Annotated in this window: 14 protein-coding genes; 3 read left to right on the top strand and 11 right to left on the bottom strand. The window is 58.9% G+C overall.

Annotation, left to right across the window (positions count from 1 at the left end):
• Nucleotides 1-125: 125 nt before the first annotated feature.
• On the bottom strand, nt 126-593 hold the full coding sequence (locus KF814_08645) for a group 1 truncated hemoglobin (protein MBX3236206.1): 468 nt from the start codon (nt 591-593) through the stop codon (nt 126-128).
• Between the two features lie 161 nt (nt 594-754).
• On the opposite strand from KF814_08645, the gene KF814_08640 reads away from it, so the two are divergent.
• Nucleotides 755-1,690 (top strand): LysR family transcriptional regulator, encoded by a 936-nt coding sequence (locus KF814_08640; GenBank protein MBX3236205.1) that lies wholly within the window; start codon nt 755-757, stop codon nt 1,688-1,690.
• Nucleotides 1,691-1,854: 164 nt separating this feature from the next.
• Entirely contained in the window at nt 1,855-2,385 is a 531-nt protein-coding gene (locus KF814_08635) for a hypothetical protein (protein ID MBX3236204.1), read from the top strand.
• A gap of 118 nt (nt 2,386-2,503) precedes the next feature.
• Here KF814_08635 and KF814_08630 read toward each other — a convergent pair whose 3' ends face one another.
• The 4 genes from KF814_08630 to KF814_08615 all read right to left on the bottom strand — a co-directional run bounded on the left by KF814_08630 (nt 2,504) and on the right by KF814_08615 (nt 5,290).
• The gene (locus KF814_08630; protein MBX3236203.1) at nt 2,504-3,433 is read right to left on the bottom strand and encodes a D-alanyl-D-alanine carboxypeptidase; all 930 of its coding nucleotides are present in this window, start codon (nt 3,431-3,433) and stop codon (nt 2,504-2,506) included.
• A gap of 37 nt (nt 3,434-3,470) precedes the next feature.
• On the bottom strand, nt 3,471-3,659 hold the full coding sequence (locus tag KF814_08625) for a hypothetical protein (GenBank protein MBX3236202.1): 189 nt from the start codon (nt 3,657-3,659) through the stop codon (nt 3,471-3,473).
• A gap of 88 nt (nt 3,660-3,747) precedes the next feature.
• Nucleotides 3,748-3,912 (bottom strand): hypothetical protein, encoded by a 165-nt coding sequence (locus KF814_08620; GenBank protein ID MBX3236201.1) that lies wholly within the window; start codon nt 3,910-3,912, stop codon nt 3,748-3,750.
• Nucleotides 3,913-4,093: 181 nt separating this feature from the next.
• Nucleotides 4,094-5,290: a VCBS repeat-containing protein gene (locus tag KF814_08615; protein MBX3236200.1), complete on the bottom strand. Its 1,197-nt coding sequence runs from the start codon at nt 5,288-5,290 to the stop codon at nt 4,094-4,096.
• A gap of 239 nt (nt 5,291-5,529) precedes the next feature.
• On the opposite strand from KF814_08615, the gene KF814_08610 reads away from it, so the two are divergent.
• Nucleotides 5,530-5,853: a hypothetical protein gene (locus KF814_08610; protein ID MBX3236199.1), complete on the top strand. Its 324-nt coding sequence runs from the start codon at nt 5,530-5,532 to the stop codon at nt 5,851-5,853.
• An 865-nt stretch (nt 5,854-6,718) separates the two neighbouring features.
• Here KF814_08610 and KF814_08605 read toward each other — a convergent pair.
• From KF814_08605 to cmk, 6 genes are read right to left on the bottom strand one after another with little or no spacing between them, the layout of a single operon-like run.
• Nucleotides 6,719-7,714 carry a PCP reductase family protein gene (locus KF814_08605; GenBank protein MBX3236198.1) on the bottom strand — a complete coding sequence of 332 codons (996 nt, stop codon included), beginning with the start codon at nt 7,712-7,714 and terminating at the stop codon, nt 6,719-6,721.
• Between the two features lie 13 nt (nt 7,715-7,727).
• Nucleotides 7,728-8,063 carry an integration host factor subunit beta gene (locus tag KF814_08600; protein MBX3236197.1) on the bottom strand — a complete coding sequence of 112 codons (336 nt, stop codon included), beginning with the start codon at nt 8,061-8,063 and terminating at the stop codon, nt 7,728-7,730.
• A gap of 17 nt (nt 8,064-8,080) precedes the next feature.
• Entirely contained in the window at nt 8,081-8,980 is a 900-nt protein-coding gene (gene sppA / locus KF814_08595) for a signal peptide peptidase SppA (GenBank protein ID MBX3236196.1), read from the bottom strand.
• Nucleotides 8,981-8,993: 13 nt separating this feature from the next.
• Nucleotides 8,994-10,709: a 30S ribosomal protein S1 gene (locus KF814_08590; protein MBX3236195.1), complete on the bottom strand. Its 1,716-nt coding sequence runs from the start codon at nt 10,707-10,709 to the stop codon at nt 8,994-8,996.
• A 57-nt stretch (nt 10,710-10,766) separates the two neighbouring features.
• The gene (locus KF814_08585; protein ID MBX3236194.1) at nt 10,767-11,465 is read right to left on the bottom strand and encodes a 1-acyl-sn-glycerol-3-phosphate acyltransferase; all 699 of its coding nucleotides are present in this window, start codon (nt 11,463-11,465) and stop codon (nt 10,767-10,769) included.
• Entirely contained in the window at nt 11,462-12,139 is a 678-nt protein-coding gene (gene cmk, locus KF814_08580; protein ID MBX3236193.1) for a (d)CMP kinase, read from the bottom strand. The genes KF814_08585 and cmk overlap by 4 nt, the downstream gene beginning before the upstream one ends.
• Between the last annotated feature and the right edge of the window lie 23 nt (nt 12,140-12,162).

The raw sequence follows: 12,162 nt of genomic DNA, 5'->3' as shown, positions 1-12,162 counted from the left end.
CGACTGGTTCGGGCCTGCTCCCCGCCTCCGCCATTGCAAGCCTCACGCTATGCCCGGCAATTTTTCGAAGATTCAGCGATTGGATGGTGGAACGGAGCCTTTCAGCTCCGTTCCAGAATGTTCCGTTACGGAATCTCCACGATGTCCTTTTTCATCGGTCCGAGCAGCGCCAGCAGTTCGTTCTTCTCCGCCGCCGGCACGCTGAACTTATCGAGCGCCGCCACCAGGTTCTGAACCAAGGCATTGAAGTCCGCTCCGGTGATTTTCATCCCGTCATGGGTGGCCTTCATATCTCGTCCGGTATAGTTGCAGGGCCCACCCGTTGCACCGCACACCTGATTCACCAGATGGCCCTTCAGCTTTGGAATATCGGTCGTCGCAAACCTCCCATTGATCCGCTGATCCGCTGCCACATTCGCCACAAACTGGTCGACCACTGCCGTAATGGCAGGCTTCCCCCCCAACCGGTCATACAGTGACGCCGCTGGACGAGCCGTTCCCGCGGTCGGTCCTGTCTCCGCGCAACCGATGCCCACCAGTAACACCAACCCCGCCATGAGCCCCCCTACCTGTTTTGTTCTCTTCATGACCATCCCCCTTGTGAAAGTGATTGGCTGTTGCCTGCCCGCCTCGCTCGCCGATGCCACGCGAAGCCATCCCCGGTTGACGAGTAACTATAGCCACGCTATTATCCATAGGTCTAATATATAGTTGTGATACTGTTAATAGCTTTAGATTATAGATTGAGGCGTTCATGGAAATGCGTCAAATCCGTTACTTCCTGGCGGTAGCCCGGCATCAGAACTTTACCCGGGCTGCGGAGCACGTCCACGTCTCTCAGCCCTCCCTTTCCGTGCAGATCAGCGGGCTGGAGGAGGAGTTGGGGACCAAACTCTTCGACCGTCTCGGACGTAAGGTCGTATTGACTCAGGCAGGAGAATTGTTTCATGAGCATGCGGAGCGTGCGGTCCGGGAATTGGAACAGGCGGCTCACATTGTTCAGGAATTGCACGGCGCCAAGCGCGGACAATTGGTCGTGGGCGTTCTCTCCACCGTGAACTCCTACCTGATTGCCCCGCTGGTGACCCGATTCAAACAACGTTTTCCAGGTATTCATCTGCAGGTTCATGCGCAGCCCTCATCCGACATCGTGACAGGGTTACTTTCGCATCGCTTCGATCTCGGTATCTGTCTGCTGCCGCTCTCCCATCCGCAATTGACCACGGTGCCCTTGTTTGAAGAGCGTCTGGCCTTGGTGGCGCCGCGGCAGGCCAAACTGCAAAAGACTCGCATGCGCATGCAGGACTTGGGTGGACTCCCATTGGTCTTGATGCCGGTCGACTACTGCCTGAGGAAAATGGTCGAGGCCGAATGCGCCAAGGCCGGCGTGCATCCCCAAGTCGTGCTCGAAATGAGTTCGCCTGAAGGTATTCTTCAAGCCGTGGCTGATGGCGCAGGCGCCACGATCCTCCCCGAACTGTTCGTCCGGTCCCGCCGGACCGACGCACCGCTTCAAGTCATCCATCTCTACGACCCGACACCTCGACATTCGGTCGGATTGGCCTACCTCACCAAGCGCCACCATGGGGTGGCCGCGAAGGAATTCGGGCAACTCTGCCAAGCGACGATGAAGACACTTCTCTCATCCGCTAAACCCAGAATCGACGGAGCCGTCCTCGCCGGTGGGTAGCGGTTGGGTTCCAGCTGACCTTGAGGAATACCTTCCTCCGTTCTGTGGCCTTGCAAGTGAGCCGAGGGCTTGGCTAAAATGACCAATCGTCCGAATGAACCCGCCGATGATTGAACCCCCTCTCAGCTCGGTCGTCACATCTCGGCAGCCCTAAGGAGGCAGGAATGATGCGGAATAAGTGGGCGTGCTTAGCCTGGGTCGCAGTTGTAGTGCTGGCTTCACAATCGGGCCTGCTGCACGCGGAACCCTATGAACTGAGTAAGAACGACCTCATGGACCCGAAGACCATCGCCAGCCCGGATGTGTCGCTCTTCGGCGTGAAACTCGGCGATACCGAAGCGAAAGCCCTTGACGTGCTGGTGAACGAAAAACTTCCCGGCATTAAGGCCGAACAGGAGGCCACCTTCATTTTCTTGCTGGATCAACGGAAGCCGACCGGCCCCATGGCCGGCGTGCGGGTTCAGGACGGGAAAGTCGACCTCATCTTCATCAACAACCGATTTGCCTTCAAGGCACGCGGAATCTTCCGAAACGTACTGAACAGCGAAAGCCCGGAGGAAGTACGGAAGTTGTTAGGACAGGAAGACTACGGCGACGAGAACGTGATGGGAGCCGTCTTGGCCTATGACAAGCAGGGATTTCAGGTGAATTATCTGGGGAAAGACGTGAACGTCGAGTTTTCCACCCCACACTGACTCTTCCTCACAAGTCCTTCACGTCACGCTTCACCAGGTCTTACTACAACCCCACCATTCCCCTGACGGAGGCACACCTCCCCCCGTCGGGGTTGTCTTTGCTCTCAGTCGCGCTGGATTAGCGAAGGAATTCGGTGCGGCCCTGGCTCAGCCGGAGACCGTAGTTGATGAGGCTGGTGGCCGTGTTCCAACGGCGCTTGGAGTTCAGGATCACGATCAGCAAATCGCTGCCGTCCTGTGAGACTTTGGCAATCAGACATCGGCCGGCCCGTGAAGTGAACCCGGTCTTGACGCCTTCCACACCGGGGATGCGGCCGAGCAACCGATTTGTCGTCCGCAGCACATAGGCCCGATGCTCGTTGATCGGCATGATAATTTCGCGCTCTTCCCGTACCAGATCACGGAAAACGGGATCTCGCAAAGCGATCTCGCTGAGCTTGGCGAGATCTTCCGCCGTTGAATAGTGGTCGGGGGCATCAAAGCCGCATCCGTTATGGAAATGCGTGTTTGCCAACCCGAGCGCTGCCGCCTTTGCATTCATCAGATCCACGAAGCGGGGCTCATCCCCGCCCACGTGCTCGACAGCCGCCAAACAGGCATCATTCGCCGACACGATCAACATCGCCTTGAGCAGATCCTCCAGGCGGAAGATCTGTCCCGTGCGCAGCCGCAGATGGGTCTTGGGCGCGCGGGCCGCTTTTGGACTGACCGTCACTTCATCGTCCAGGTGGCCGTATTCGAGAATCACCAACGCGGACATGATCTTGGTCAGGCTGGCGGGCGCCACCTTCTTTTCACTTTCAAACTGATACAGCGTTTGCCCCGTGCGCAATTCTTTCAGCAGAATGCTGTGCGCGGGGACCTGGCGCCAGCGCAAGGCATGGTGCGCCTGACGCGCCGTCGGCGGCTCATAGGGAACCGTGATTACCTCGTCATCGACCTCTGACTCGATCGCCAATATCGGACTGGTCATGGCTGGCGAGAGGAGGAACCAACTTGTCAGGCAGGCGACGGACAACAGGGAGCGGAGCGACATCAGAGAGCGCATCTGCTGGATCTCCCGACTCGTTCGGCTGGACCGAGCGTCATAATGTGTAGGTTTCGCGAATTTTGGTGCCGCGCACGGAGCTGTCCAGCACCTTGTGGAAGAACCGCAGCAGATCGGCCAGGTCGATCCAAAACCCGCAGTTGAGGCAGCGGGCATAGAGACGACGATTCATGAGGGTATAGTGGCGCTCCACCATCATGAATCCTTTGCACTTGAGACAATGCATGGCGCGCTCGGCATTCCTTCCGACCGGCAGGATCCGTCCTTATCCGCATACGGCACAGGCCGAGCCGGCGACCATGGCATCCCTCGGATCAGCGGAGACGATTGAGGATGAGGGCAAGGCATCCGGCCAACAGCCCACCCCCGAAGATCGTGGTCCCAAATGAGAGGTACGCCCCGCTTCCCCCGCCCGTCGGGTTGGTCCCCGAGAGCAGGTCGCGCACCCCGCCTTGAACCATCAAGACTGCCAGCGTCATCAGGCAGCCCATCCAAAACCACCACAAGAACGATCGCACGAGACCCCACGGAGCGGCAGTCGAAATCGGCAGAATGCCTACTCCGGCAGCCTGTTCGAACTCTAGCCGAGCCCCGACGAGGTGTCAAGCAAAGGCGCCGTCTATGCGTGTCGGGCAACGCTTTTCTGAACACGTCTGACGCTCAATGGGCCGAGGAAGCATCTGCCGGACGAGCCTTGCGTCCACGATGCAAAAACACCGACACACTACCCGCGCCGTTATCGGCCGTCACCAGACCCGGCTCGTCATCGCTCTGCTCCGTCACCCGATAGCTGGCAACGGCAAAGGGACCGGGAAGCGTACGATAGTTTCGCGGCGGATAGTAGAAGGTTCCGTCCCCACGTCCGAACAATATGGAAATGTCATTGGACTGCAAGTTGACGATGGCCACATCGGCCCGATGGTCGCCATCGAAATCGTGCGCGAGTCCGAAGTTAGGACTCGCATCGGCGCCGGAATCCTGTCCCGACTGAAACGTTCCGTCCCCGTTCCCGAGAAAAGTGGTGAACGTGTCCCGGTCCCCGTTGATTACCAACAGGTCGAGCACCCGGTCGTTGTTGAAATCCGCGAAGCTGACCCCGAGCGGGCGCTTTCCCGTCTTATAGTCTTTCGGTTCGCGAAATGTTCCATCCCCGTTACCGATCCACACCGACACCGCGCTCGACATGGGCCCCCCGTTGGTGACGATCAGGTCGACTTTCCCGTCGCCATTTAGGTCCTTCAGGGCCACAGACGTGGGCGTATCACCGTACTCATATTGCACGCCAGGCCGAAACTCCCCGGTGCCAGTACCCAGGAACATCTTGATCTTGTCATTTCTCAACGCCACGGCCAGATCAGGATGACCGTCCCCGTTCAGGTCCTCGCTTGCCACGGAGATCGGTGCCCGGTGGACCGGATATTGCGCGCCCTCCTCAAATTTCCCGTTGGGACGGCCGAGCAGGATCGACACCTGGTCGCTCCCGGAACAGGCCAACACGAGATCGAGCTGTTGATCTCCGTTGAAGTCATTCACGGCCAGGGACCGAGGTTCCTGACAGACCCGAATCTGGACCTGTTCCTGAAAGGTCCCGTCCCCGTTGCCGAACAGAATTGAGAGGCTACTGCTGGAAATGTTGGTCGTGATGAGATCGATAATCTGGTCGCGGTTGAAATCGGCCGGCGTCACCGTCGTCGGATTCTTCCCGACGTTGTAGGACGCGAAATAATAAAACGGGTCAGGCGGAGTGAAGGGATCGGACTTTGAGCATGAGCCTAGGAAGATGGCGCAGGAAACCACCAACGCCGGACCTGCCCATCCGGGCAGTCGAAACCTGGTACCGCCCAGGCTGCGGATCATAGCCATCTCGAGGAGCAATATAGGACATCCCGGCCAAGTCCATGCTTCGCCGAATCGGATCCCTCGCAAGTGGCGGAGTATACAGACACCCATCAGGGTTCGCAACGAAGGTCCGGATCTTTCGAGACCTACGCGAGGGACCAGATCGCTCGAACGGGCCGCCTTCGCCTAGGCCTTTCGGCCCTTTGAAAAGTCGCGTAACCCTGAGCTACAATGCGCGCACGTTTGAGGAGGTACCCATGAGCAAGAAAGTCCACATCCCGTTGACCATGTACGGGATCGCTGAGGTCCTGAAGTGGTGCCATGATCGCAATAAGGGACGGGTTCCCGGTGTCGACACCGAGGGATTCAAAAAGATGCAAGCCTTGCTGGCCGAACGGCCGCAAACAAATGATTACCTGGCGTTGGACCAATTCTGGAAAAAAGAGATCGATCTGGAATTGACCGAAGAGGAAGTGGCCACCATCGACCGCTGCCTCTACGACGTCCCCAACTTCGATAACGAGCCGCTTCCGCAGATCCGGCACAAATTCTGGCCGGATGCCATCGGCACCGCGCACTAACACCGACCGTTCTGCTTTTCCGTTGCGATACACCAGCGTAACCACCCGCAGGCGACCGGCCATGCGGGTGGACGCGTCGCTTGCATCCTGCTTCTGGCTGATCTTTGAAATCAGCCGCGTCACCATAGGCTCCAATTCCTGCAACATCGTCGGCCTATAGACGATCTCTTTGACGTTCGAAGCCAGTGCGGCTTCATGGGCCATCGGAGTCAGGTACCCGGGCACGAGCACCACCGGAAGATCCGGATCCGATGATGGCGGTTCTCGATTGGCTGCGTGGCCGTTCATCCTCGTGAAGGTGACGAGGAGCAGCACACACATGAGGAGGCAGACGCAGCAAGGCCGCCCCGGGGCATGGAATACTCGGCCCGTATGGCATCCGGTACGGGAGGTTGATTCACAACCTCATGGAAAAGGACTTGCCGCCTGCCCACGCCGCAAGAGGTCACGTTGTCTGGAGCCATGGCAGCTTGCAATCACCTCAGCGCATCCACTCATCACACGCACACCCAGCCTCCTCGCTCACGTGAGACCGGATGGGAGTTTGTTACAGTAGAGACAGCGTGACGAATTCACCGGAGGGCGCAAGTATCTTCAGCCCGCACGGCCATGATTCCTTCATGGGCGCAGTCTGGTTGGTGGGTGCGCCCGATACTCAAAATGCGTGGTTCTGCCTACCTGAGTCGAATCAAGCGGACAAGAGAGGGAAACGGCTCTAGTTCCAGGTGAAACAGGGCAGCTCGGAGGGAGCGATCTGACTAAGCAGCCTTGGTACTGGCAGCAAAGATTGGAGGAGGTTGAGTGCGGTGCGGTGCCGGTTCGTTGCGAGCCGGCACCTGTCCGGCCTAGCAGTTGAGCATGGCGGCTACAATGAGCCTTCGCCTTTAAGAAACTTCCTGAATCGTCCCATCAATTCCGCGCCGAGCGTGCCGCCTTCCGGTTTCTTGGTATCCGGATCGGCGAAATGCGCGCGAATTTCTTTTAGGCGCATTTCAGCCTGGTCATTTCCTTGAAGGCGCTTGGTCTTTTGCAGGGCCGTGTCGAACGCATCGAAGGTCAACTCGTTGTAGCCGAAGGAGCGGATGCGTTTCACGGCCTTCATCATGGCCTGATTTCTAAAGGTAGTCAGGGAATCGGAGTCGATTTCCTTGAGACCCAGCTTGCGTGCGCGCCGCTCGGCCGCCTTGCGAATTCCGCTCCGGACAAAATCCGGCGAGGTTTGCAGCCGTTTCCAAGCCTCATCGCTCCATGCCACGCGTTCCTGGGGTGCATCCCACAACTCGCGGACGTTCGTTTCATCGATCCGAGTCAAACCCTTCTCGCGAGCAGCCTCTTCGGTATCGTGTTTGATCATGTCCGTCACGAATTCCAGCGCGATAGGCGGAGAGTCCTTGATTTTCTGCCGGAGCAGAGCCAGCGCACCGTCGGTCCATTCGAGTGGTTGGGCCGCCTGCTCCTGAAGTTCCCCCATGGATTCGACCCGCTCAAAGAGGTCGATGTTCACTTCCATATGGCCGCCCTTGCGCGCAATCTCCTCCGCGATCTGCCTGATCATGCCCCGCATGAACTCGGGCACACCGTTCAATCGCTCGCGCGCCGCCGCCGTCCAGGGCAGGTGCCCGGAAGCCATCTCCTCTGCGGCCGCCGCCATGCCGGCCTCGCCGCCCATTCCGCCCATCATCTGACTCTTGAAGCGGTCGAGAATCTCTTCGGTAATCTCACCGTAGCCCAACTCGCGTGCCTTCTTCTCGGCGAGGCGCCGGACCATGCCCCGCAAGAATATGGGCGCACGCTCCATGCGTTTGAGCGCGCCGTCGCTCCACCGAATATCTTGAGCTGTGGTGTCTGTTGATTCCGCCACGGTGGTACTCCTGTTACTTGTTCAGCAGTTCTTTGAGTTCCTTGCCCGCCTTAAAAAACGGCACACGCTTCGCCGGCACCGCCACGGTGGCGCCGGTCTTGGGGTTGCGGCCTTCCTTCATGCGTCTCGCCCTGAGGCGAAAGCTGCCGAATCCGCGAATCTCTGTCTTGTCCCCGTTGCGGAGCGAATCCCGGATGCAATCGAAGATGGTGTTGACCACGATTTCGGCCTGCCGCTTGGTCAACGTCGTCACTTGCTCGGATACCCGCTCGATAATCTGCGCTTTCGTCATAGTCCCTCTCTTGGTGGGTGGGGCCGGTGAACTGCCGCTGGTTTCCTGGTGATTCATGAGTTCGTCCTGATCAATCAGAACGCCATCAAGTATTTGAGATTCACACCGGTCGGGAGATCGAGTTTCGGAAAAAGGTTCGACCAGCGTGATTCCAACATGTCACGAACGGAAAAGCGTTTGCGGGGTTCCACCACCTTGGGCTCTCCTTCGATGCCGGCGACTTCCGCCGCAATGCGGATGGCATCTTCCAGATCGCCCAGCTCATCCACCAACCGGGCTTCCTTCGCCTGCCGCCCGGTGAAGATCCGCCCATCGGCCAAGGGCTCGACCTCGGAAAGTTCCAACGAACGTCCGTCGGCGACCGCCTGGATGAACTGATGATGCACGTCGTCCATGACCGACTGGAGCAGCTTCCGCTCCTCGTCGCTCATTTTGCGCAACGGCGAGCCGACATCCTTGAAGCGGCCGCTCTTGATCACGACCCCCTCGACGCCGACTTTCTTGAGCAAACCTTCGACGTTGGCGGTTTCCATGATCACCCCAATACTGCCGGTGAGGGTACCGGGGTTCGCGATGATACGGTCGGTCGCCGCGGCGATATAGTAGCCCCCGGAAGCGGCGACGGTGCCCATCGATGCGATGATTACCTTGTTGCTCTTGTTCTTGATGCGCTTCACCGCATCGTGAATCTCCTGGGATGGAACGACCCCCCCGCCGGGACTGTCAATCCTCAGCACAATCGCTTTGACCAAGGGATTTTCGCTGAAGTGTTTGAGATCCCCGACCGTGGATTGTGCATCCAAGATCACACCCTCGACCCGAATCACCGCCACCTTGTCCTGACCGGACAGGTCCAGTTCGGGAAAGAGCGCGTTGAACAGAATCAGGGCGCCGAACCCAAGTCCCAGCCACCACAGCACACGACGCAGTCGACTCCGCGTCGGTTTCGCTGTGGTGTCCGGGCTTGCGTCCATACGTCAAAAGACTCTAGTTATCTGAGTCGTTCTGATTCCGCTTCCGGCTTTGCTTCGCAGCCCGGCCAAGACTCTGGTCCAAACCGCCCTGCGAGGCATGGTACTCATCTACCTGCCGGCGTTCCGTATCGAGTTGGTGATCGCGGAGGCTCAAGGCGATCTTGCGTTCGTCCCGATCGACCTTGATGATCTTCGCAGTCACTTCGTCGCCGACTTTGTACTTCTCTTCCATACGGACGTTGGCTTCCAATCCCACCTCGCTGATGTGGATCAGGCCCTCGACGTCGCCGTCCAACTCCACGAAGAGTCCGAAATCGGCAATCTTGCTGACCTTGCCGGTAACGGTGTCGCCCACGCGGTAGCGGGCCGGGATCTGGTCTTCCCACGGATCACGGCTCAGCTGCTTATAGCCGAGAGACAACCGCTCCTTTTCCTTATCGATCCGAATGACGACCGCATCGACCTTTTGGCCCTTCTTGAACAGCTCAGACGGATGCTTGATGTGCTTCGTCCAAGACATGTCCGAGATGTGGATCAAGCCGTCGATACCTTCTTCCAGCCCGATAAAGGCGCCGAAATCGGTCAAGCTCTTCACCTTGCCTTCGATGCGAGTGCCGGCCGGATACTTCGCCTCAATCATGTCCCACGGATTCGGTGCGGTCTGCTTCATGCCGAGGGAGATCTTGCGATTGCCCGGATCGACATTGAGCACAGCGGCCTCGACTTGATCGCCCACGGAGACGACGCGCGACGGATGCCGCACTTCATGCGTCCATGACATTTCGGAGACGTGCACCAAACCTTCGACCCCAGGCTCCAATTCCACGAAGGCGCCGTAGTCCGTCAGGCTCACAACACGGCCGCGCACTCTGGTGCCGACCGGATACTTGCCCGCCACGCCGGTCCAAGGGTCCGCGCTCTTCTGCTTCAGGCCCAGCGAGATACGGCCCGTCTCCCGATCGTACTTGAGAACCGTGACTTCGACCTTGTCGCCGACCTGGAAGAGCTCGGACGGATGACCGACCCGACCCCACGACATGTCGGTGATATGCAACAGACCGTCGATGCCGCCCAAATCGATGAAGGCGCCGTAATCGGTGATGTTCTTGACCATGCCCTGGATGAGTTGGCCTTCCTTGAGCGTCGCCAACGTCGTCTGGCGGCGCCGATCCCTCGTCTCCTCGAGCAACACGCGGCGGGAAACCACCACGTTGCCGCGTCGATGGTTGATCTTGATGATCTTGAGGGGGAATGTTTTGCCCACGAGCGAATCGAGATCCCGAACCGGGTGCAGATCGATTTGCGAACCGGGGAGGAACGCCTTCACACCGATGTCGACCATCATACCGCCCTTGATGCGGGAGACGATCTTGCCCTCAATGCTCTTTTCTTCCTTGTGCAGCTTTTCGAGTTCTTCCCAAATCTTCATCTTGTCGGCTTTTTCTTTGGAAAGAACCAGATTGCCGTCGGCGTCCTCGCACTCTTCCAAATAGACCTGCAGGCGATCCCCGACCTTCAGCTTCTGCAATTCATCGGCGGAGAATTGGTCGGCGGGAATCATGCCTTCCGATTTGTAGCCGATGTCGACGACGACCTTGTCCTTGCCGACGGCGACAACCGCGCCTTCGGTGATGGTGCCTTCCTCGAAATTCCGGAAGGTCTCCTCGTACATGGCCGCCAATGCGTTACGATCGAGTTTGGGTTCGCTCTGCTGTGACACGGTACTCATGGGAACATCCTAGTCCTCCGGCTTGCGCCGGGTGCTGATTGTGAAATGCGCCAAGTCTTACTCAGCATTGCATGACTTGGCGGTCAAACCGGACCCAAGATCGCTGCTGCCCTCGGCTTGCGCCCCCCGGTGGTCTCCGGGCACCGGCACCTGGCCGAGTTCAGCGATCTTCGTCATCACGGTTCGACTGACATGGTGATAAAACGTCTTTCCTTCCATTCGGGCCGCATCTGCCGAAAAATCGAGCGGGGCGCCGAACGACACGGTTACCCGGCGAAACCTAGGCCACTTTGAACCGGGCGGCAGCACGTCGAACGTCCCCTTGATATGGGCCGGCACGACCTGGCACCCGGTTTGCGCGACGATGACTCCGATCCCGGGTTTGCCCGGCTTGAGGTGCCCTGTCATAGTCCGCCCCCCTTCAGGGAAAATCGCGACCGGCTTTCCTTCCTTGATTAGCGACACTGCCTTGCCGAAAGCGTCCCGATCGAGTCGACCGATTCGAAGAGGAATCCAGCCCAACCCCTGCAAGACCCCGTTGACCAACGGAATCGGAAAGAGATCGTGCCTCCCCATATACCAAACCCGTCGAGGTATACCGCATCCCAAGAGTGGAATGTCGAGATAGCTCGCATGGTTTGAGGCAATCAGGAACCCGCCCTGCCGAGGCACTTGCCCAATGGCCCGGTAGCGGAAGCAAACAGCCCCAACCCCTCGCGCCAATACCCAGAGCAATCCATAGAGCGCCGAGGTCACAGTCGCGCCGCAATCACGGCCATCATATGCTCGACCACTTCGTCGGCGGAGAGCAGCGACGTGTCGACGCGTTCGGCATCGGTAGCCGGCTTGAGCGGGGCCACTGCGCGGGATCGGTCGCGGTCATCGCGCCCCGTCAGATCGCGTTTCGTCTGGTCGAGGTGGACCGAATGGCCGGCAGCCACCAATTCTCGATGGCGACGCATGGCGCGCACCTCCGGGTCCGCCTCCAGGAAAAATTTCACGTCGGCGCCCGGAAACACTTTCGTACCAATGTCACGGCCCTCCGCCACCACGGAGCCTGCAGCTCCGATTTCTCTCTGCACCGGAAGAAGCCACTCACGGACGGCAGGAATGGCCGACACAACGGACGCCAGTGCTGAGACCTCCGGCACCCGAAGCTCACCGGTGACATCATGCCCGTCGACCAGGACCCGAGGCCGCTCAGGACCACATTCCATTTCCAATTTGGTTGCCGGAAGCATTCGGGCGATCGCCCCGCGATCATCGCAATCGATTCCTGACTTCAAGACCTTCCAGGCCACGGCTCGGTACAACGCGCCGGTATCCAAATAGAGATACCGGAGACGCGAGGCCAGCAGGCGCGCCACGGTGCTTTTTCCTGCCCCGGCCGGACCATCGATCGCAACAATGAGCCCGCGTTTCCGACCCATCTTCTCTGCGTCAAACGTCACGC

Source organism: Nitrospiraceae bacterium (genome assembly GCA_019637075.1).
GTDB lineage: Bacteria > Nitrospirota > Nitrospiria > Nitrospirales > Nitrospiraceae > JAHBWI01.
The sequence above is the reverse complement of the archived record's forward strand: the minus strand, read 5'-3'. Positions and strand labels throughout refer to the sequence as shown.

Bases quoted from the DNA above. Each gene is read 5' to 3' on its own strand.
- KF814_08645 (MBX3236206.1), bottom strand. From the start codon at position 593: ATGGTCATGAAGAGAACAAAACAGGTAGGGGGGCTCATGGCGGGGTTG.
- KF814_08640 (MBX3236205.1), top strand. From the start codon at position 755: ATGGAAATGCGTCAAATCCGTTACTTCCTGGCGGTAGCCCGGCATCAG.
- KF814_08635 (MBX3236204.1), top strand. From the start codon at position 1,855: ATGATGCGGAATAAGTGGGCGTGCTTAGCCTGGGTCGCAGTTGTAGTG.
- KF814_08630 (MBX3236203.1), bottom strand. From the start codon at position 3,433: ATGCGCTCTCTGATGTCGCTCCGCTCCCTGTTGTCCGTCGCCTGCCTG.
- KF814_08625 (MBX3236202.1), bottom strand. From the start codon at position 3,659: ATGCATTGTCTCAAGTGCAAAGGATTCATGATGGTGGAGCGCCACTAT.
- KF814_08620 (MBX3236201.1), bottom strand. From the start codon at position 3,912: ATGACGCTGGCAGTCTTGATGGTTCAAGGCGGGGTGCGCGACCTGCTC.
- KF814_08615 (MBX3236200.1), bottom strand. From the start codon at position 5,290: ATGATCCGCAGCCTGGGCGGTACCAGGTTTCGACTGCCCGGATGGGCA.
- KF814_08610 (MBX3236199.1), top strand. From the start codon at position 5,530: ATGAGCAAGAAAGTCCACATCCCGTTGACCATGTACGGGATCGCTGAG.
- KF814_08600 (MBX3236197.1), bottom strand. From the start codon at position 8,063: ATGAATCACCAGGAAACCAGCGGCAGTTCACCGGCCCCACCCACCAAG.
- sppA (MBX3236196.1), bottom strand. From the start codon at position 8,980: ATGGACGCAAGCCCGGACACCACAGCGAAACCGACGCGGAGTCGACTG.
- KF814_08590 (MBX3236195.1), bottom strand. From the start codon at position 10,709: ATGAGTACCGTGTCACAGCAGAGCGAACCCAAACTCGATCGTAACGCA.
- cmk (MBX3236193.1), bottom strand. From the start codon at position 12,139: ATGGGTCGGAAACGCGGGCTCATTGTTGCGATCGATGGTCCGGCCGGG.